16 protein-coding genes are annotated in these 19,062 nt (G+C 69.1%); 4 read left to right on the top strand and 12 right to left on the bottom strand.

Annotation, left to right across the window (positions count from 1 at the left end; genetic code table 11):
* The first annotated feature begins 10 nt into the window (after window positions 1–10).
* Window positions 11–1,375, top strand: a complete 1,365-nt coding sequence (locus AC1DJH_RS06015) for an MATE family efflux transporter (protein ID WP_478185484.1) — start codon at window positions 11–13, stop codon at window positions 1,373–1,375.
* 21 nt (window positions 1,376–1,396) lie between these two features.
* Here the strand turns inward: AC1DJH_RS06015 and AC1DJH_RS06010 are convergent, their stop codons facing one another.
* The gene (locus tag AC1DJH_RS06010; RefSeq protein ID WP_478185068.1) at window positions 1,397–1,873 is read right to left on the bottom strand and encodes a VOC family protein; all 477 of its coding nucleotides are present in this window, start codon (window positions 1,871–1,873) and stop codon (window positions 1,397–1,399) included.
* 169 nt (window positions 1,874–2,042) lie between these two features.
* On the opposite strand from AC1DJH_RS06010, the gene AC1DJH_RS06005 reads away from it, so the two are divergent.
* Complete coding sequence (locus AC1DJH_RS06005; RefSeq protein ID WP_478185483.1) at window positions 2,043–3,338, top strand: serine hydrolase domain-containing protein; 1,296 nt, start codon at window positions 2,043–2,045, stop codon at window positions 3,336–3,338.
* 343 nt (window positions 3,339–3,681) lie between these two features.
* Window positions 3,682–4,221: an HD domain-containing protein gene (locus AC1DJH_RS06000; protein WP_478185067.1), complete on the top strand. Its 540-nt coding sequence runs from the start codon at window positions 3,682–3,684 to the stop codon at window positions 4,219–4,221.
* Here AC1DJH_RS06000 and AC1DJH_RS05995 read toward each other — a convergent pair.
* The 11 genes from AC1DJH_RS05995 to AC1DJH_RS05945 all read right to left on the bottom strand — a co-directional run bounded on the left by AC1DJH_RS05995 (window position 4,206) and on the right by AC1DJH_RS05945 (window position 16,942).
* The gene (locus AC1DJH_RS05995) at window positions 4,206–5,702 is read right to left on the bottom strand and encodes a flavin-containing monooxygenase (protein ID WP_478185066.1); all 1,497 of its coding nucleotides are present in this window, start codon (window positions 5,700–5,702) and stop codon (window positions 4,206–4,208) included. The two genes, AC1DJH_RS06000 and AC1DJH_RS05995, sit on opposite strands and share 16 nt — an antisense overlap.
* 9 nt (window positions 5,703–5,711) lie before the next feature.
* On the bottom strand, window positions 5,712–7,313 hold the full coding sequence (locus AC1DJH_RS05990) for an MFS transporter (protein WP_478185065.1): 1,602 nt from the start codon (window positions 7,311–7,313) through the stop codon (window positions 5,712–5,714).
* 153 nt (window positions 7,314–7,466) lie between these two features.
* Window positions 7,467–8,093 (bottom strand): PqiC family protein, encoded by a 627-nt coding sequence (locus AC1DJH_RS05985; RefSeq protein WP_478185064.1) that lies wholly within the window; start codon window positions 8,091–8,093, stop codon window positions 7,467–7,469.
* Window positions 8,090–9,748 carry a PqiB family protein gene (locus AC1DJH_RS05980; RefSeq protein WP_472112151.1) on the bottom strand — a complete coding sequence of 553 codons (1,659 nt, stop codon included), beginning with the start codon at window positions 9,746–9,748 and terminating at the stop codon, window positions 8,090–8,092. The genes AC1DJH_RS05985 and AC1DJH_RS05980 overlap by 4 nt, the downstream gene beginning before the upstream one ends.
* A complete protein-coding gene (locus AC1DJH_RS05975; protein ID WP_478185063.1) occupies window positions 9,745–10,494 on the bottom strand; it encodes a paraquat-inducible protein A in 750 nt (249 codons plus the stop codon). The genes AC1DJH_RS05980 and AC1DJH_RS05975 overlap by 4 nt, the downstream gene beginning before the upstream one ends.
* Window positions 10,491–11,168, bottom strand: a complete 678-nt coding sequence (locus tag AC1DJH_RS05970; RefSeq protein WP_478185062.1) for a paraquat-inducible protein A — start codon at window positions 11,166–11,168, stop codon at window positions 10,491–10,493. Before AC1DJH_RS05970 ends, AC1DJH_RS05975 begins: the two co-directional genes overlap by 4 nt.
* Window positions 11,169–11,188: 20 nt before the next feature.
* Window positions 11,189–12,646, bottom strand: coding sequence for an MFS transporter (locus tag AC1DJH_RS05965; protein ID WP_478185061.1), 1,458 nt, complete (start codon window positions 12,644–12,646; stop codon window positions 11,189–11,191).
* The gene (locus AC1DJH_RS05960) at window positions 12,646–13,860 is read right to left on the bottom strand and encodes a multidrug effflux MFS transporter (protein ID WP_478185060.1); all 1,215 of its coding nucleotides are present in this window, start codon (window positions 13,858–13,860) and stop codon (window positions 12,646–12,648) included. The genes AC1DJH_RS05965 and AC1DJH_RS05960 overlap by 1 nt, the downstream gene beginning before the upstream one ends.
* Before the next feature lie 59 nt (window positions 13,861–13,919).
* Complete coding sequence (locus AC1DJH_RS05955; RefSeq protein ID WP_478185059.1) at window positions 13,920–15,254, bottom strand: LLM class flavin-dependent oxidoreductase; 1,335 nt, start codon at window positions 15,252–15,254, stop codon at window positions 13,920–13,922.
* Window positions 15,255–15,264: 10 nt separating this feature from the next.
* Window positions 15,265–16,122, bottom strand: a complete 858-nt coding sequence (locus AC1DJH_RS05950) for a CmcJ/NvfI family oxidoreductase (protein ID WP_478185058.1) — start codon at window positions 16,120–16,122, stop codon at window positions 15,265–15,267.
* Between the two features lie 22 nt (window positions 16,123–16,144).
* On the bottom strand, window positions 16,145–16,942 hold the full coding sequence (locus tag AC1DJH_RS05945; RefSeq protein WP_478185057.1) for an SDR family NAD(P)-dependent oxidoreductase: 798 nt from the start codon (window positions 16,940–16,942) through the stop codon (window positions 16,145–16,147).
* A gap of 221 nt (window positions 16,943–17,163) precedes the next feature.
* Here AC1DJH_RS05945 and AC1DJH_RS05940 point away from each other — a divergent pair, with 221 nt between their 5' ends.
* Entirely contained in the window at window positions 17,164–19,023 is a 1,860-nt protein-coding gene (locus tag AC1DJH_RS05940; protein ID WP_478185056.1) for a M48 family metallopeptidase, read from the top strand.
* Window positions 19,024–19,062 lie beyond the last annotated feature (39 nt).

The raw sequence follows: 19,062 nt of genomic DNA, 5'->3' as shown, positions 1-19,062 counted from the left end.
CCTGCAAGGCATGCCCGTGTCGCCCGTCAATGCGTCGCGCCCGCTGTGGAAGGTCTTTCTTTTCTTCCTGGCGCCGATGCTGCTCAGCAACATCCTGCAGTCGCTGTCGGGCACGCTGAACAACATCTACGTGGGGCAGATGCTGGGCGTGCGCGCGCTGGCGGCGGTGTCGAGCTTCTTCCCGGTGATGTTCTTCTTCATCGCCTTCGTCATCGGCCTGGGCGCGGGCGCCTCGGTGCTCATCGGCCAGGCCTGGGGCGCGCGCGACGTCGCCAAGGTCAAGGCCGTGGCCGGCACCACGCTGTCGGTGGGCATCCTCATGGGCCTGCTGATCGCGCTGTTCGGCGGTGTCTTCACCACGCCGATGCTGGCCATGCTGGGCACGCCGCCCGACGTGCTGGCCGACTCCACGCGCTACGCCCGCATCATGCTCATCGCCATGCCGGGCCTGTTCGTGTTCCTGATGTCCACCGCCATGCTGCGCGGCGTGGGCGACACCGTCACGCCGCTGTTCACGCTGGTCATCTCGACGGTGGTCGGCCTCTTGGTGACGCCTGCGCTGATTCGCGGCTGGGGCGGCCTGCCGCAGCTCGGCGTGGCCAGCGGGGCGTGGGCGACGGTGGTGGCCTTCGTGGTGGCGACCCTGTGGCTGGGCTTTCGGCTGCGCCAGCGCAAGAGTCCGCTGGCACCCGACGCGGAGTTCTTGCGCAACCTGCGCATCCAGCCGCAGCTGCTGAAGGCGGTGCTCAAGATCGGCGTGCCCACGGGCGTGCAGATGATCGTGGTGGCACTGGCCGAGGTGGTGCTGCTGTCGATGGTCAACAGCTACGGCTCCAACGCCACGGCGGCCTACGGCGCGGTGAACCAGGTGGTGGCGTACGTGCAGTTCCCGGCCATTTCGATTGCCATCACCGCGTCGATCCTCGGCGCGCAGGCCATCGGCGCGGGCCGCGCCAATCGCCTGGGCGCCATCGCGAAGACCGCGCTGCTAATGAACCTGGTGCTGACCGGCGGCCTGGTGCTGCTGGGCTACCTGTTCTCGCGCCACCTGATGGGTTTCTTCATCACCAGCGCGCCGGTCATCGAAATTGCACAGACGCTGCTGCACATCATGCTGTGGAGCCTGGTGATGTTCGGCATGGCCTCGGCCCTGTCGGGGATCATGCGGGCCAGCGGCTCGGTGCTGGTGCCCACGCTGATCTCCATCGTCTGCATCCTGTGCGTCGAGGTGCCGGTGGCCTACGTGATGAGCCATCGCATGGGGCTGGACGGCATCTGGATCGCCTACCCAGCCACATTCGGCGCCATGCTGCTGCTGCAGACGGGGTACTACCAGCTGGTGTGGCGAAAGAAGGCGATCCAACGGCTGGTGTAGCCGGCGCGGCACCGGGCGGGGTCAGTTTCCGTCGAAGGCTTTCTGCACCTCGGCGATGTCGAGCTTGACCATCTTCATCATCGCCTGCATCGCGCGAGCGGCCTTGGCCGGATCCTTGTCCTGGAACATGCGGATCACCGGCGTGGGCGCCACCTGCCACGACACACCGAAGCGATCGGTGAGCCAGCCGCACTGCACGGGCGTGCCGCCGCCCTCGAGCAGCCGGTCCCAGTAGTGGTCGACCTCGGCCTGCGTCTCGCACTTCACGTACATCGAGATGGCGGGGGTGAACTTGTACTGCGGCCCGCCATTGAGCACCATGAACTCCTGCCCGTCGAGTTCGAAGGTCGCGGTGAGCAACTGGCCCTTCTTGGCGGGGTCGACGTCGCCCCAGAGCAGCGTGTCGGTCACGCGCGAATTTGCGAAGATGGCGCTGTAGAACTTCAGCGCGTCCCCGCCGTTGCCGTCGAACCAGAGGCAGGGAACGATCCTTTGCATGGGTGTCTCCGTTGCTGTGACGATGAACCGGAAAGTTCAGTATTGGAGCGGCGCAGCGCGCTTGTCAACCCGAGCAAGGGCCTGTCAGTGGGAAGTTCCCATGCGCGGATGCGGTCCACAATGCCGCATGCGTACACCTATTTTCAGCCGCTTCAAGGGCCGTGCCGCGATGCTCGCGTGCGTGTTCGCATCGATGTCGGCGGCCCACGCGGCCGACGGCATAGAGGTTCCCGACGCGGCGGCCAGCGACCCCGCAGCGCTCGGCTGGATGACCGGCTCGCCCCCTGCGCCCGAGCGCACCCTGCGCTTCGAGGACGGCAGCTATTTCCGGTTTCCGGCGATGCGCTGGAGCGTGGCGAACTTTCGCCAGCTCATGCCGACGATGAACGTCTCGCGCGGCCTGGGCGCGCCGGCCGGCCTGCGCTACGCCCTGCGCTCGGACATCGATGCGCTGGGTTTCACGCCGCTTGGCGCGACAGCGCCCATGACCTGGGCGCAGTCGCTGGCAGCCACGTACACCGACGGCATCGTCGTGCTGCACCGCGGGCGCATCGTCTACGAGCGCTACTTCGGCGTGCTGAAGGACGACGGCCAGCACGGCGCCATGTCGGTCACCAAGTCGGTGGTCGGCACGCTGGGCGCGATGCTGGTGGCCGACGGCACGCTCGATGCGAGCAAGCCGGTGGCCTACTACGTGCCCGAGCTCGCGAAATCCGCCTTCGGCGATGCCACCGTGCGCCAGGTGCTCGACATGACCACCGGCTTGAAGTTCAGCGAGGACTACGCCGACCCGAACGCCGAGGTCTGGGCCCACGCGCAGGCCGGCAACCCGCTGCCCAAGCCAAAGGACTACACCGGGCCGCGCAGCTACTACGAGTTCCTGCAGACGGTGCAGCCCGAAGGCCGCCACGGCGAGGCCTTCGGTTACCGGACCGTCAACTCCGACGTGCTGGGCTGGGTCATGGCGCGCGCCACCGGGCGCAACGTGGCGCAGCTGCTGTCCGAGCGCATCTGGCGCCACCTGGGCGCCGAGCAGGACGCCTATTTCAGCGTCGACTCCATCGGCACGCCTTTTGCCGGCGGCGGCCTGAGCACCGGCTTGCGCGACCTCGCGCGCTTCGGCGAAATGATGCGCAACGACGGCCGCGCCAACGGCCGCCAGGTGGTGCCCAAAGCCGCCGTCGACGACATCCGCCGCGGCGCCGACAAGGCCGCGTTCGCCAAGGGCGGCTATACGCTGCTGCAGGGCTGGAGCTACAGGAACATGTGGTGGGTCACGCACAACGACCATGGCGCCTACATGGCGCGCGGCGTGCACGGCCAGCGCATCTACGTCGACCCGAAGGCCGAGATGGTCATCGTGCGCTATGCCTCGCACCCGGTGGCGAGCAACGCGGCGAACGATCCGGTCACGCTGCCCGCCTTCGAGGCGCTGGGGCGGCATCTGCTCGCCCGGCGCCGCTGACGATTGCCAGCGGGCGTTGCATCGCGGGCATAGCTCTCCTGCGCCAGGTCGGCCGTGGTCGCGCGGTCCGGCACCTTGCGGGAGAGAAAGCTCAGCGGTTCGCGGTAGTAGCGTTCGAACACAGGCGCAGCACACCCGAGCAGGGTGGATCGAAGTCCAGAGGCAGGTTGGCTTCGACACGGCGCGTGGCTGACCTGATGCGATACAGAAAACGGAAAGCGCCGACTATCTGCGGCCTCGCGGTACCTTCGCGGCGCGCCCGCCGACATCGGCGATGCGCCAGGGCCGCCCTGGCGCGCTGTGCGCAAAGGCAGAATGGAAAAAAGCAAAAGGACAACACCGCATGACCCTTGCCTCCAGCAACCCCGCCCAGGTTCCACCCCCCGCTGACGCACGTGCCTACGCCGTCGCGATGCACGGCGACCAGAAATACGGCGCGCACCCTTACGCGCACCACCTGGACGCGGTGGTCGCGCTGCTCCGGCCCTACGGCGAGACGGCGCAGGTCATCGGCTACCTGCACGACGTGGTCGAGGACACCGACGCCACGGTGTCCGACGTGCAATCGCGCTTCGGCGACCTGGTCGCCCGTTGCGTGTCGCTGCTGACCGACGCACCCGGCGCCGACCGCAAGGAACGCAAGGCCAAGACCTATGCGGCGCTCGCGAAGGTGACGGGCGACGAGGAACTGGCCCTGGTGGTCAAGGCCGCCGACCGGCTGGCCAATGTGCGGGCCTGCGTGGCCGACGGCCACCGCAAGCTGTGGGACACGTACCAGGGCGAGCACCCCACCTTCCGGGCGGCGGCGTTCCGTGCGGGGCACTGCGATCCGCTGTGGGCGGAGCTCGACACCCTGCTCTCTCCCGCTCACGCGCCGGCTTGAGCCGGGTGCGGGCGCGGCGGGTTCGAGAACGTCATCACCCCGTCGTCCACCTTGCCGAAGCGCAGGCTCAACAGGTCGCGCACGTAGTTCTGGTGCACGCGCCACGGGGTGCGCGAACCCTGCTTCGGAAACTTGCCCACGGCACGCGTCACATAGCCCGACGAGAAATCCAGCCACGGTTGCGGCACCAGCGCGGCGCCTGCGTTGCGCGGCGTGCATTGCGCCCAGCCGTGCTTCTCCATGTGGTTGAGCAGCCGGCAGACGTACGCGCAGGTCAGATCGCTCTTGAGCGTCCATGAGGCGTTGGTGTAGCCGAACGACGAGGCCAGGTTGGGCACGTCGCTGAACATCATGCCCTTGTAGTTGAAGGTGTTGGCGGGGTTGACGGCGACGCCGTCCACTTCGAGCTGCACGCCACCCAGCACTTCGAGTTCGAGACCCGTGGCCGTCACCACCAGGTCAGCCTCCAGTTCCTTGCCGGATTCCAGCCGGATGCCACGCGGCGTGAACGTGTCGATGCGCTCCGTCACCATCGAGGCCCTGCCGGACTTGAGCGCGGCGAACAGGTCGCCGTCGGGCACGAGGCACACGCGCTGGTCCCATGGGTTGTAGCGCGGCGTGAAGTGCCTGGCGACGTCGTAGCCCGGGCCCATCGCGTGCCGCACGCCGCCGACGATCAGCCGCTTCACCCGCTGCGGCCGGCTGCGCGCGAGGCGGAAGAAGAACATGCCCAGCAGCACGTTCTTCCACCGCGTGATGCCGTACGCGAGCCTCTCGGGCAGAACGCGCCGAAGCCGGTTGGCGATCGGGTCCTCGGCCGGACGCGCCACCACATAGGTCGGCGAGCGCTGCAGCAGCGTGACGTGCGCGGCGGTCTTCGCCAGCGCGGGCACCAGCGTCATCGCGGTGGCGCCGCTGCCGATGACGACCACGCGCTGGCCGCTCGCATCGAGGCCTTCGGGCCAGTGCTGCGGGTGCACGATGCGCCCGGCGTAGCTGACGGCGCCTTTGAATTCGGGCGTGTAGCCCGCGTCGTAGCGGAAGTAGCCGCTGCACAGGAACAGGAAGTTGCAGCGCAGGCGCAGCGGCAGCCGCTCGGGCCCGATTTCGGCATCGACGCGCCAGCAGGCGTCGGCCGTGGACCACGAAGCGCGCACCACGCGGTGGTTGAAACGGATGTTGCGGTCGACGCCATGCTGCGCCGCCGTGTCGCGCAGGTAGTTCAGGATGGCCGGCCCGTCGGCGATCGACTTCGGCTGCGTCCAGGGGCGAAACCGGTAGCCCAGCGTGTACATGTCGGAATCGGAGCGCACGCCGGGGTAGCGAAACAGGTCCCAGGTGCCGCCGCTGCGCTCGCGCCCTTCGAGGATGAGGTAGCTGCGCCCCGGACATTTCTCCTGCAGGTGGCAGGCGGCGCCGATGCCCGAGAGGCCCGCGCCGACGATCAGCACATCGACGTGTTGTTCTTCCTGCACCGGCATGTCGTCTCCTTATGTCCTGCCCGGGCCTCCCGCAGCAGGGCCGCCCCGGATCATCAGCCACGCGCTGGCCGCGCTCAGCACGGCCAGCCCGGCGCCCAGCAGCATCACCCACCGGAACCCCGCCACGAACGACTCGGCCACCGCGCGCTTGAGCGCGGCGGCGATGGCGGCATCCACGCCCGGCGGCACGCCCGCGCCCGCCAGCTTGCTGCGCTCGCCTTCGAGGAACGCCGACACCTGCGCCGACGCACCCATGTCGCGCAGGTGGCCGGCCAGCGCCATGTCGAACGCCCAGGCCATGATCGCGCCGAACACCGCGATCGCCAAGACCGCTGCCGCGCGCGACACGGCGTTGTTCACGCCCGAGGCCACGCCCGCAAGCTCGGGCCCGACCGCGTTCATGACCGTGGTGGTCAAGGGCGCCACCGTCACCGTCATGCCGAAGCCCAGCACCACCACGGCCGGAAAGAAGCCGCTCCAGTAGCTCGCGCCCACGCCCGGCACCGCGAACAGCGCGAAGCCGACAGCCGCAATGGACGGCCCCACCACCAGCGGCATGCGCGGCCCGAAGCGGTCGACCAGTTGCCCGGCCCAGCCCGAGAGCGCGAACATGATGAAGATGAACGGCAACAGCGCTGCGCCGGCCACCGTGGCCGAGTAGCCCTGCACCTGGATCAGGTTGAGCGGAAGAAAGTACAGCGCACCGCCCAGCGCCGCATACAGCAGCAGCGTCAGCAGGTTGGCGCCGCCGAAGTTGCCGATGCGCAGCAGCCCCAGAGGCAGCATCGGCGCGCGCACCTTGCGCTCGGCCGCGATGAAGCCCAGGCTCCCCGCGACACCGATGGCCAGCGCGGCGAGCACCGCCGGCGACCGCCAGCCCTGCGTCGGCGCCTCGATGAAGGCATACACGATGCCGCCGAGCCCGGCCGTCGCCAGCAGTGCGCCCCACAGGTCGAGCCCGCCGCCGGCCGAGGCGCCGCGGCTCTCGGGCACGTGCCGCCACACGATCCACAGCACGCCCAGCGCCATCGGCACGTTGATGAGAAAGGCCCAGGTCCAGGAGAAGTGATCGACCAGGAAACCGCCCAGCACCGGCCCCACCGCCGCGGTGATGCCGCTGAAGCCCGACCAGGTGCCGATGGCCTTGCCGCGCTCCTTCGCGGGGAATGACGCGCTGATGAGCGCCAGGCTGCCCGGCACCAGCAGTGCCCCGCCGATGCCCTGCACCGCCCGCGCCGCGATGAGTTGCTGCACGCTGGCCGAGAGCGCGCAGGCCACGGACGACACGGCGAAGATGCCGACCCCGACCGCAAAGATGCGCCGCCGCCCGTAGTGGTCGCCGAGCGCGCCACCCACCAACAGCAGTGCCGCCAGCAGCAAGGCATACGACTCGACCACCCATTGCGCCTGGAAGGCCGTCGCATGCAGGTCGGCCTGGATGGCCGGCAGCGCCACGTTGACGACCGTGCCGTCGATGAAGGCCATGCTGGAGCCGACGATGGCCGCGGCGAGCACCCACGGCTTGGAGGCCTCGGGGCAACCGGCCTCGTCGGCCTTATGGCCATGCAGGATCAGCGTGTCGTCGCAGGGCGCCTTGCCGATCTGTGCCATGAGGTCTCCTTGTGGTGGGATTCCCGGTGTCGCTCCTTCCCCCTCTGGGGGAAGGCTGGGATGGGGGCATCTTCCAACTGGACGCCACGCATGTGCAAGCGCCGTCGTGCCCCCACCCCGGCCCTCCCCCAGAGAGGGAGGGAGAAAGAAAAATCAGGAAGCGCAGGCGCTCGCCGACGGATTCGCCCGCGCCGCAGCCACGCTGCGCGCCATGGCTGCCGCCGCCGCCGCGGTCACGCGCTGCGCTCCTTGCGCCACCGCGTCCATCCCCCCACCCACGGCTTCGCCAAAATTCATCTGGCAGACCACCGTGCGCGCCTCGTCCGAGCGCCGCAGCGTCCAGCTGAAGCTCGCATCCACGCGCGCGCCGTCGACCGCATCGAACTGGCGCAGCTGCACCGCGATGCGCCACACCGGCTGCGAGGTCTGCCGCCCGCCCTTGGTCACGTCGAGTGCGCCGAGCCGCGCGGAGATGCCGCTCGACAGCGCATCGCGCAGTTCGTTCTCGAACGACGAGGCCCAGCGGTGCTGCTCCAGCACTTCCACCTGCACGCTGCCGTTGGGCTGGCGCACCACCATCTGGGGACGCGCGACGCGTTCGGGCACGGCCACGGGCGCCAGCTCGATGTACAGCGGCGCGGCGCCGCCGAGCGTGGAAGGCGCCGCATCGGCGGCGGCCACGGGGCTGGCCAGCGTGTAGTAGCTGTCGGGCTTGCTGGCGCAGCCGGCCAGCACGGCCACCAGCGCGGGAATGGCCAGGAATGCGAGGTTCTTCTTCATTTCTTGTCGTCCGGTTTGCCGCGCAGCAGCGACTCGGGGTGGCGCTCCAGGTAGTCGGTCAGCACGCGCACCGAGCCCGCGGCGCGCGTCAGTTCCTGCAGCGTCTGGCGCATGTCCTGCTGCAGCGGCGAGTCGTCGGCCAGCGTGCGCTCGGCCGTGTTGACGGTCTTGCGCACGTCCTTCATGGCGGCGGCCAACTCGGGCGTCACGTCGTTGTTGATGCGGGTCACGGTCTGCTCGGCGCTGGTGAGCGTCTTGTTGAGCGTGGCGAGCGTGGTGCGCAGGTCGGCGGCAATCTGCTCGTAGGGCACCTTGTTCAGCTTGGTGGCTATTTCCTGCACCTGCGACTGGATCTCGTCGAGGCTGTTGGCCACCGTGGGCAGCTCGATCGGGTTCTTCGTGACGTCGACCTTGACCGCCGGCGCCTTCGGGAAGAAGTCGAGCGCCACATAGACCTGGCCGGTCAGCAGGTTGCCGTTGCGCAGCTGGGCGCGCAGGCCCTTCTCGGCCAGGAAGCGCAGCCGCTCCTGCTGGGTGGCGCGCGACTCGGGCTGCCCGGCGCCCGGCGCTTCGCGGCGCCGCAGGCGGTCGGGGTAGACCTGCACCAGCACCGGCATGCGGAACTCGCGCTCGGCGCGGTCGAACTCCACGCCGATCGACTTGACCTCGCCGATCACCACGCCGCGGAAGTCGACCGGCGCGCCCGGCGCCAGGCCGCGCAGCGACTGGTTGAAGTACATCAGCAGGGTTTGCGACGGGCCGTCGGGCTCCTTCATGGCGGTGGCCTCGTCCTGCGTCAGCGCGAAGGAAGCGTTCTCCGTGGCGACCGGGCCCATCACGCCCTCGGGCGCCTGGAACGCGATACCCCCCAGCAGGATGGTGGCCAGCGACTGCGTGCGCAGCGTGAAGCCGCTGGCGCTCAGTTGCGCGTCGATGCCGCTGGCCTGCCAGAAGCGGGTGTTCATGCCCACGAACTTGTCGTAGGGCGCGTTGACGAACACACGCAGGGTCACGCCGCGCCCGTCGCCGTCGAGCTCGTAGGCCGCCACCTGGCCGACCTTGATGCGCCGGTAGTACACCGGCGAGCCCACGTCGAGCGAACCCACGTCGTTGGCGCGCAGCAGAAACTGCTTGCCCGAGTCGTCGCGCGTGACGATGGGCGGTGTTTCGAGCCCGGTGAACTCGCCCGCCGTTTCCTTCGACACGCCCGCGTCGGCGCCGATGTACGCGCCCGACAGCAAGGTGTTCAGGCCCGAGATGCCCGAGGTGTCCAGGCGCGGGCGCACCACCCAGAAGCGCGAGTCGCTGGCGGTGAAGCCCTCGGCGTCTTTGTTGAACTGCACCAGCACGCGCACGTGCGAACGGTCGCGCGCCAGCCGCAGGTGGGTGACCAGGCCGATCTGCACGTCCTTGTACTTGACGGCGGTCTTGCCGGCCTCCAGGCCTTCGGCGGTCTTGAAGGTGAGCACGACCTCGGGGCCGCGCTCCATGAGGATGCGCGCCACCAGCGTGATGCCGACCAGCGCCGCCACGATGGGAATGAGCCAGATCAGCGAGGGCAGCCATTCGCGCCGTCGCGCCACGCGGGGCCTGGGCAGCGCCGAAGGCGCCGGCTGCGGTGCCGGTTTGTCCTGGGGTTGGTCTTCTTCACTCATGCTGGTTTCCGGTCTTTGTTGTCATGTGCGTACGCACCGTCCCTGTCCTGAAAATCGGCCTGCGCCTGCCTGCTGTCCCAGGTGAGCTTCGGGTCGAAGCTCAGCGAGGCCAGCATGGTCAGCACCACCACCGCGCCGAAGGCCGCAATGCCCACGCCCGCGGTGATCACCGCGAAGCCCTGGATCTGCACCAGCCCGGTCAGCAGCGACACCACGAACACGTCGAGCATCGACCAGCGGCCGATGATCTCGATGATGTGATACAGCTTGGCCCGCTCGTGCTGGCGCCAGGTGCTGCCGCGCTGCGCCGTCACCACAAGCAAGAAAAGCACCGCCAGCTTGAACAGCGGCACCAGGAAACTCGCGATGAAGACGATGGCCGCCAGGCCGTAGGCGCCCGACACCCAGAAATAGATGACACCACTCAGGATGGTGTCGTACTGCGCGCCGAACAGCGTGCGCGTGATCATCACCGGCAGCAGGTTGGCGGGGATGTACATCACGCAGGCTGCAATCAAGAAGGCCCAGGTGCGCGTGAGGCTCTGCGGCTTGCGCGTGTGCAGCCGGGTGCCGCAGCGCCCGCAGGCGTCGCCCTCGCGTGCGTCCTGCCAGACGACGGCGCAGTGCCGGCAGGCCATGAGGCCTAGCGCGGCCGCGGTAGGCACCGGCGCGTCTTCATCGTCGATGTCCTGGGTTTCTTCAGGCGCGCGCGATGCCCGCTGGCGCAGGAAAGCGAACAGCTTCATGACGCTGCCCCGTTGTCTTCGGTGCGCGGCTGGCCGGCCTGGCCGTCTTCCTGGCCGTCTTCCTGGCCCTTGAGGCGAAACGTCATCCCCCAGAACGCACCCGGGTTGAACGACAGCACCGACGTCAGCAGGACCGTCAGCGCCATGAAGGCCCACAACGCCGGCCCCGGCACCACCGTCGCCATGCTGGAGAGCTTGACGATGGCCACCAGCACGCCGAGCAGGAACACCTCGATCATTCCCCAGGGCCGCAGCGACTGCATGGACCGCACCAGCAGTGCAAAGCCCAGCGGCCGCCGCTCACGGCTCAGCGGCACCAGCAGGTAGGCCAGGATGCACAGCTGCAGCAAGGGAAAAAGAATGGTCGTGGCCAGCACCAGCAGCGCCACAAGCGACATGCCCTCGGCGCTCAGCGCCACCACCGCGCCGGCCAGTGTGGTCTGGCTGGTCAGGCCGCGCAGTTCGATCTCGACGATGGGAAACAGGTTCGCAATGGCGAACATGATCAGGCTGGCCACCGTGAGCGGAAGAATGCGGCGCTCCTGCTGGCCGGGGTGCCGGTCGAGCTCCGTGCCGCAGCGCGGGCAGCGCGCCACGTCGCGCGGATGCAGCGGCGCGCGGCTATAGACCGCGTCGCATCCCGGGCAGACCACGGTGTCGGGTACTTCCTTCATGGGTGGGTACCCTAACCCATTCAGCCGCCGTGGCTTGTCGTCCGAAGGCGCAGCGTGCTGAAGACCGCCGCCACCGCCGCGCAGCTGGCGGCCAGCACCAGCGCCACCACCGGGCCGTGGCCGCCATGCGGACTCCAGAGGCTGAAGACCGCCGCCAGCACCACCGCGCCCAGCGTCTGCCCGGTCAGCCGGGCCGTGCCCAGCATGCCGCTGGCCGCGCCGCTGCGATGCGCCGGCGGCGAGGTCACGATGGTGTGGTTGTTGGGCGACTGGAACAGCCCGAAACCCAGCCCGCACAGCGCCATGCGCCAGGCGATGTCGGCATTGCCCGGGTGCGCCGGCAGTGCCGCCAGCAGTGCCAGTCCCGCGGCCAGCAGGCCCAGCCCGATGCCGCCCAGCAGCCCGTCGGGATAGCGGCCGATGAGCCGGCCCGCAATCGGCGCCATCACCACGATGGCCAGCGGCCAGGCCGTGATGAGAAGCCCGGCCTCGATGTGGCTGCGCCCGTACACCTCCAGCAGCAGGAACGGCAGCGCGATGTAGGCCAGCATCTGCGCGCAGAACGCGGCGACCGAGGTGCCCATCGACAGTGCGAATACCGGAATGCGCAGCAGGTCGACCGGGAACAGCGGCACCGCCTGCTTGCGCTGGCGCTGCAGGTAGATGAAGCCGACCAGCACGCCCGCCAGCAGGATGCCCCAGGCCGAAGCCTGCGACCCCGCGGCGCCCTGCACCGGCCCTTCGCGCACGCCCAGGCGGTCCACGCCCAGGAACACCAGCGAGAACATCAGGATGTTGAGCGTCACGTCGACCGGCGAGAACCGCAAGCCCGCCGCGGGCGCCACGCGGTTGAACGGCAGCGCCCGCATGCCCAGCGCGAAGGTGATGATGCCCAGCGGCACGTTGATGGCGAAGAGCCAGGGCCAAGAGGCCACCGACAGGATGGCCGCGGCCACCGAGGGCCCCGCCACGGACGAGGTGGCCACCACCAGCGAATTGACCGCCATGCCCTTGCCCAGCTGCGACGACGGATACACGAGCCGCACCAGCGCCGCATTCACACTCATGATGCCCGCCGCGCCCAGGCCCTGGAAGGCGCGCGCCGCGATCAGCGTGCCCAGCGAGTTGGCAAAGGTGGCCGCCAGCGAAGACAGCGTGAACACCGCCATGCCCACCAGGTACACCCGCCGGTAGCCCACCAGGTCGCCCAGGGACGCCAGCGGCAGCAGCATCACCAGCGTGGCGATCTGGTAGGCGTTGACCACCCAGATGGCCTGCGACGGGCTGGCCTGCAGCTCGCGCGCGATGCCCGGCAGCGCCAGGTTGACGATGGTGCCGTCGAGCACCGCGACGATCAGCCCGAGGATGATGACCAGCATCGCCCACGCCCGCTCCGGCTGGGCCAGCCCGTCGATGTGCCTGGACTTGGGGTTGTCTTCGGTCGCCGGGAGCGTGGCGCCTGCGCGTGCCGTGTTCATCAGGCTTGCTGTGTCCTTCGTGTGGTTTCGGAGCGCGCGCCACCCAGCGTGAGCCAGGTCAGCACCCCCGCGATCAGGGCGCCGGCAGCCATGCCGGCCACCATCGGCAAGGGGCGCCCGTCGGTGAAGAAGCCCACCACCGCCATGGCCAGCGCGCCCGTGAGCATCTGCAGCGTGCCCAGCAGCGCCGAGGCCGTGCCGGCGATGGCGCCGTGCATTTCGAGCGCCAGCACGCCGGTGGTCGGAATCACCAGGCCCATGAAGCCCGAGGCGATGAAGTACAGGACGATCAGCACCCAGATGCTGTCGCCGCCCGCCGCGAAGTAGATGAACATCGCGACCATGGCCGCCCCGCAGCACGCCACGCCGAACTTGACGATGTTGACCAGGCCGTAGCGCTCGCCCAGCGCGCCGGTGAACTGCGAGGCCGCAATGAAGGCCGCCGCGTTCACGCCGAAGGCCACGCTGTACAGCGCGGGCGACAGGCCGTAGTGGTCGATCATCACGAACGAGGAATTGGCCAGGTAGGTGAAGAAGCCCGCCATCGCGAAGCTGCCGATGAACACCAGCCCCAGGTAGTGCCGGTCGCGCAGCAGCAGCCAGTAGGCTGCGAGCGCGCTGCCCAGGCTGCTTTCGACGCGCTGCGACGCGGGGCGCGTTTCGTCGAGCAGCCTGACCGTCATGGCCAGGCCCGCCACGGCGGCGATGGTGACGGCCCAGAACACGCCGCGCCAGCCGGCAAAGGCAATCACCACGCTGCCCGCGAGCGGCGCGAGGATCGGCGACACGCTGAACACCAGCATCAGCAGCGACATCAGGCGCGCCGCATCGGTACCCGTGTGCAGGTCGCGCACCACGGCGCGCGGAATGGCCATGCCCGCGGCGGCGCCCAGGCCCTGGATGAAGCGCAGCACGATCAGCGTCTGGATGTCGGTGGCCATGGCGCAGCCCACGCTCGCCAGCGCGAACAGCACCAGCCCCACATACAGCGGCGGCTTGCGCCCGAACATGTCGGAAACCGGGCCGTAGAGCAGCTGGCCCGCGCCCAGCGACAGGAAGAAGGCCGTGAGGCTCATCTGTACCGCACCGATGTCGGCATGCAGGCTCTGCCCGATGGCCGGCAAGGCCGGCAGGTACATGTCGATGGCGAAAGGCCCGATGGCCGAGAGCAGGCCCAGCAGCAGGGCCATCTTGAAGAAAGGAGAAGAACGCATTGCCCCGATTGTCGCCAACGGCGGCGATCGGTGCAGGCGTGGGGGCTCAGCCCGCGTGGCTAATTCTGTTCGAAGAATCGGTTGCCCGGACGCGGCAGGCCGAGGTTCTCGCGCAGCGTACGGCCTTCGTACTCTCGCCGGAAGATGCCGCGGCGCTGCAGCTCGGGCACCACCTTGTCGACGAAGGCGTCGAGCCCGCCGGGCAGCCACGGGAACATCACGTTGAAGCCGTCGCAGCCTTCGGTGGCCAGCCACTCCTGCATCTGGTCGGCAATAGTCTGCGCCGTGCCGACGAAGGCCAGGCCGCCGTAGCCGCCCAGCCGCTGGGCCAGCTGGCGCACCGTGAGGCCTTCGGCGCGGGCCAGCTCGACAACGCGCGCGCGGCCGCTCTGGCTGGCGTTGGTCTCGGGCACCTCGGGCAGCGGGCCGTCGGGGTCGAACTTCGAGGCGTCGTGGCCCAGCGCGATCGACAGCGAGGCGATGGCGCTGTCATAGTGCACCAGGCTGTCGAGCTTCGCGCGGATGGCGCGTGCTTCTTCCAGCGTGTCGCCGACCACGACGAAGGCGGCCGGCAGTATCTTCAGGTGGTCCGGGTCGCGGCCGATCGCGCGCATGCGGCCCTTGATGTCCGCATACAGGCTGCGCGCCGCGGCCAGCGTGCCCGGCGCGGCGAACACCGCCTCGGCCGTCTCGGCCGCGAGCTGGCGCCCGGCTTCCGAGGCGCCGGCCTGCACGATCACCGGCCAGCCCTGCACCGGTCGCGCGATATGCAGCGGCCCGCGCACCGACAGGTACTTGCCCTTGTGGTCCAGCACGTGCAGCCTGGCCGGGTCGAAGAAGCGGCCGCTGTCCACGTCGCGCTTGAAGGCATCGTCGGCCCAGCTGTCCCACAGGCCCGTGACCACGTCGTAGAACTCGCGGGCCCGGGCATAGCGCTCGTCGTGTTCCATGTGGTCGTCGCGGCCGAAGTTCAGCGCCGCGTCGGGGTTGGAGGTGGTCACGATGTTCCAGCCCGCGCGGCCTTCGCTCAGGTGGTCCAGCGAGGCGAAGCGGCGCGCGATGTGGAACGGCTCGTCGAAGGTGGTCGACGCCGTGGCCACCAGCCCGATATGCCGCGTGTGCTGCGCCAGCGCCGACAGCAGCGTGAACGGCTCGAACGACGTCACCGTGTGGCTGCGCTGCAGCGCCTCGATGGGCATGTTCAGCACCGCGAGGTGGTCGGCCATGAAGAAGGCGTCGAAGCGCCCGCGCTCCAGCGTCTGCGCCAGTTGCTTCAGGTGCGCGAAGTTGAAGTTGGCGTCGGGCCACGCGCCCGGGTAGCGCCAGGCGCCGGTGTGGATGCTCACGGGGCGCATGAAGGCGCCGAGCCGAAGTTGCTTGGCCGTCGTACTCATCGCACGGCCCTCATTGGCCCAGTGGCCAGAACACCAGCGCGCGCAGCTCGATGCTGCGGCGCGCGGGCGCCTCGCGCGCGCCGGTGGGGTCTTCGAAGGCGGTGTGGGCCGTGAAGCGCGCGACGTCTTCGCGCGAATCGAAGATCTTCAGCAGCAGCGCCTCGTCGGGCCGCAGCCGCGGAAACCAGTACCAGCTGTGTTTGGGGTTCCAGGTGAACGAGTACGTCTCGCCCACCTTGTCGGGGTAGACCAGGTCGCTCGGCACCAGGTCGCCGCTCGAGATGGAGCGCGCGTCGCACAGCGCGAGCGGCAGCCGCTCCACCGTGGCAAGCGGGCGCCACAGGTTGACGATCGCGAAGCGGCGCTTCAGGCGCAATTCGGCCTCTTCGGCCGGCAGGTGGTCGCGCACCCGGCGCAGCGCGGAGGCGGGGGTCTGGTCGTTGTGCACCCGGCGCACCGGTTCGCGCAGGTCGGGCCTGCCGCGCGCGCCTTGCGCGCTGTCGCGCAGCGTGTGGTCGAACACCACGATCTTCTCGGCGCCCGTGACGTCGCGCAGCAGCGCCTCGGCCTCGCGGTAGTAGATGTCGCGGATGGTGGCGTCGTGCGAAAAGTCGGCCACCACGCTGCGGTGAGAGATCTGCGTGAAACCGCTGCGGTCGAGCGACAGTTCGTTCAGCGCCACCAACGGACGGCCGTCGCGAATGGTCACGCGGCGCGCCTCCAGTTCGCCGGTGACCCAGGGCGTGCCGGGCGGCGGCTCGAAGGTGTAGCTCACGGGCCGGCCCTGCCCCGCCTTCAGGTAGTTGAGTTCTGCCTCCACTCCCGGCAGCGTTGCGGCCAGCATCTGGCCATTCGATCCGACGCTCATGCAGCGTGACTCCCGAGAATTCTCAAAACGGCTCCTTGAACGGCCGCAGGTCGAGTTCCTGCGTCCATGCGCTGCGGTGCTGCACGTGCAGCTGCCAGTAGCTTTCCGCGATGGCCTCGAGCTGCAACAGGCCGTCGTCGCCGGCCTGTGCCACGCGCTGCGGTGCACCGGTGCGAAGCCGCTCGCCGTCGATGCCGCCGTCGATCACCACGTGCGCCACATGAATGCCCTGCGGGCCGAACTCGCGCGCCAGGCTCTGGCTCAGCGAACGCAAGGCGGCCTTGGCCGCGGCGAAGGCCGCGAACGGCGGCTTGCCGCGCAGCGCCGCGGTGGCGCCAGTAAACAGCAAGGTGCCGCGCGGCCCGGCGCCGGCCGGCTCGAAGCTGTTGGCCAGCAGGCCGTCCAGCGCCTCGCGCCCGAACACGAAGCCGCCCAGCGCGCTGGTGCGCCAGGCCTGTGTGAATTGGTCGACCGAGAGCTCCAGCGTCGGCGCGCGCACCGCGCTCGCGGCGTTGAAGATGGCCACGGTGAGCGGGCCCAGCGCCCGCACCTTCTGCGCAATGCCATGGATCTCGGCCTCGCTCGCCACGTCGCCCGCGAAAGCCTGGGCCCGACCGCCGGCCGCCGCGATCTCGCGGACCACGGTGTCGAGTTGCGCCTGCGTGCGCCCGGTCAGTGCGACAACGAAGCCTTCGGCCGCGAAGCGCCGTGCCAGTGCGGCGCCGAGCCCGGCACTGGCGCCGACACCGGCGATCCATGCGACCGGCGACGGCGCTGGACTGGAAGAAGAAGCGGAGGGAGTGACGGAGGTGACAGCCATGGATGAGCGCGAAGGCTATACCTGCGCCCCGGGGTGTGGAACGACGCAAAAGCGATAACCTTATTTGACGACTGGTCGACGCGAAGGCCCGCTTGACGCGTCCCGCCCTTCGGCTTACGGCATCGCCGATTTCGCTTCGGCGCCAACGGCGGCTACGCTATCGGCTTCCCGGACCGCTTCCATAACAGCCCAAAGCAATCGCTTTCCAGGAGGAGTTACCCATGGCCATCGCCCGAACGATCCATGCCGATCTTTTTCGCGTGTTCCTGCTGACACTGGTGTCGCTCTTCGCCATTCCGGCGGCGACGCTGGTCTTCACCGAATACGCACTGCGCTCGCAGGACACCGAATTCCTGCAAGCCATCGAAAAGCGCATCGCCTCGGATGCCCGCCTGTCCGCCGATGAAAAGGCTAGGACGACCGAGTTCTACCGCAGCCACCAGCTCTCCAAGGCCTGCGACGCCACCGCGCCGGAGGACAGGAACTTCCATGACAAGGTGTGCAGCCCCTACTCGATGCACTGGCAGTTCCACTGGGCCGACCGTGCCGCCATCTGGACGCTGGCGCTCGGCGCGGCGCTGCTGGCGGCAGCCCTGGTGCTGGGCGCGCTGGCCTTCGCCAACCGGGGCCTGCGCTATGCCAGCTTTGTCGCGGGCTGGCGGCTCATGACGGTGTCCAGCGCGGTCGAGGTGGTGCTGCAGAGTTCGATGCTGGTGTGGCTCTCGTTCTGGCTCACCGCCTACTTCTGGCAGAGCTACTACGTCAAGCTGATCGCCATTGCCGGCATCGCCGCCGCGGCGGCCGTGTTCTATGCGGTCTACACACTGTTCAAGAAGCTGCCGTCCATCAACGCGATCGACGGCGAGCTCATCGCCGAGGCCGATGCGCCGCGCCTGTGGGAGCGCATCCGCCAGCTCGCCGCCCGCGTGAAGACCGCGCCGCCCGACCAGATCGTGGCGGGCATCGACACCAACTTCTTCGTGACCGAAGCGCGCTGCGAGGTCGGCGGACGCATCCTGCAGGGCCGCACGCTGTTCGTGAGCATTCCGCTCTTGCGCGTGCTCGACCAGTCCGAAGCCGACGCGGTGCTCGCGCACGAGCTTGCCCACCTGGGCGGCGGCGACACCCGCAGCAGCGCCGCGCTGGGCCCCAAGCTGCGGCAGTTCGACCTGTACGCCTGGAACATGCGCAGTGCCGGCCTGACCATCGTGGCGCACTACCTGCTGCGCCTCTACCGGATGATCTTCGAGTTCGCGCTGGCGCGCGACAGCCGCGAGCGCGAGTACAAGGCCGACCGCGTCGCTGCGAGCCTCACGGCCCCCAGCGCCATCGTGCAGTCGCTGATCAAGATCTCGGCCTACGCCAGCTACCGCAACGACGTCGAGCGACAGCTCTTTGCGCAGAACCGCCAGCACGACGGCGCGCTGGGCATCGCGGGCTTCGTGGCCTCCGGGCTGCCGCCCTATGCCAGCTCGGAAGCGTTCATCGAGACGATGAAGACCGCCGACGTGCCCCACCCCTTCGACAGCCATCCGCCGCTGCTCGAACGCATGCGCAACGTCGACCACCATGTGCCTGAAAGCGCCTACGGCGTCATCGTCTCCACGGTGCCCGAGGCCAGCTGGGCCGACGACATGGAGACCGCCGCCGCCATCGAGCAACGCCTGTGGAGCGAGTACGAGCAACGCTTCGTCCAGAACCACGAACTGAGCCTGGCCTACCGCTACGAGCCGGCAACGGAGGAAGAGCGCGCCGTGGTGCTGCGCCACTTTCCGCCGCTCAGGTTCGCGCTGAAGAACGGCGGGCACATCGAGATCGATCACGAGGGCCTGCACCCGAGCGCCGACGGCGGCTCGTCGATCCCGTGGGACGAGGTGAAAGGCCTGACCTACAACGACAGCAGCTTCGGCGACACGCTGGTCGTGGCCCATCACGACAAGGGGCTGCTGGGCGCGCGCACCACCAAGGTCAAGCTGGGCGGACTCGGCAAGCAGAAAGACAACTTCAAGGGTGCGGTCGGCCGCTACTGGCAACGGCACCAGATCATGAGGGCGCAGCAAAACGAACAAACGGCCTCATGATCCAACCGGCGCCCCAGGCGCCCCACCTGTCACCGGACA

The organism is Variovorax sp. 10N412 (genome assembly GCF_056394985.1).
This window is presented reverse-complemented; position numbering and strand designations above follow the sequence as displayed.

Coding starts and splice junctions, on each gene's coding strand:
- AC1DJH_RS06015 (WP_478185484.1), top strand. CDS start 11: ATGCCCGTGTCGCCCGTCAATGCGTCGCGCCCGCTGTGGAAGGTCTTT.
- AC1DJH_RS06010 (WP_478185068.1), bottom strand. CDS start 1,873: ATGCAAAGGATCGTTCCCTGCCTCTGGTTCGACGGCAACGGCGGGGAC.
- AC1DJH_RS06005 (WP_478185483.1), top strand. CDS start 2,043: ATGCTCGCGTGCGTGTTCGCATCGATGTCGGCGGCCCACGCGGCCGAC.
- AC1DJH_RS06000 (WP_478185067.1), top strand. CDS start 3,682: ATGACCCTTGCCTCCAGCAACCCCGCCCAGGTTCCACCCCCCGCTGAC.
- AC1DJH_RS05995 (WP_478185066.1), bottom strand. CDS start 5,702: ATGCCGGTGCAGGAAGAACAACACGTCGATGTGCTGATCGTCGGCGCG.
- AC1DJH_RS05990 (WP_478185065.1), bottom strand. CDS start 7,313: ATGGCACAGATCGGCAAGGCGCCCTGCGACGACACGCTGATCCTGCAT.
- AC1DJH_RS05985 (WP_478185064.1), bottom strand. CDS start 8,093: ATGAAGAAGAACCTCGCATTCCTGGCCATTCCCGCGCTGGTGGCCGTG.
- AC1DJH_RS05980 (WP_472112151.1), bottom strand. CDS start 9,748: ATGAGTGAAGAAGACCAACCCCAGGACAAACCGGCACCGCAGCCGGCG.
- AC1DJH_RS05975 (WP_478185063.1), bottom strand. CDS start 10,494: ATGAAGCTGTTCGCTTTCCTGCGCCAGCGGGCATCGCGCGCGCCTGAA.
- AC1DJH_RS05970 (WP_478185062.1), bottom strand. CDS start 11,168: ATGAAGGAAGTACCCGACACCGTGGTCTGCCCGGGATGCGACGCGGTC.
- AC1DJH_RS05965 (WP_478185061.1), bottom strand. CDS start 12,646: ATGAACACGGCACGCGCAGGCGCCACGCTCCCGGCGACCGAAGACAAC.
- AC1DJH_RS05960 (WP_478185060.1), bottom strand. CDS start 13,860: ATGCGTTCTTCTCCTTTCTTCAAGATGGCCCTGCTGCTGGGCCTGCTC.
- AC1DJH_RS05955 (WP_478185059.1), bottom strand. CDS start 15,254: ATGAGTACGACGGCCAAGCAACTTCGGCTCGGCGCCTTCATGCGCCCC.
- AC1DJH_RS05950 (WP_478185058.1), bottom strand. CDS start 16,122: ATGAGCGTCGGATCGAATGGCCAGATGCTGGCCGCAACGCTGCCGGGA.
- AC1DJH_RS05945 (WP_478185057.1), bottom strand. CDS start 16,942: ATGGCTGTCACCTCCGTCACTCCCTCCGCTTCTTCTTCCAGTCCAGCG.
- AC1DJH_RS05940 (WP_478185056.1), top strand. CDS start 17,164: ATGGCCATCGCCCGAACGATCCATGCCGATCTTTTTCGCGTGTTCCTG.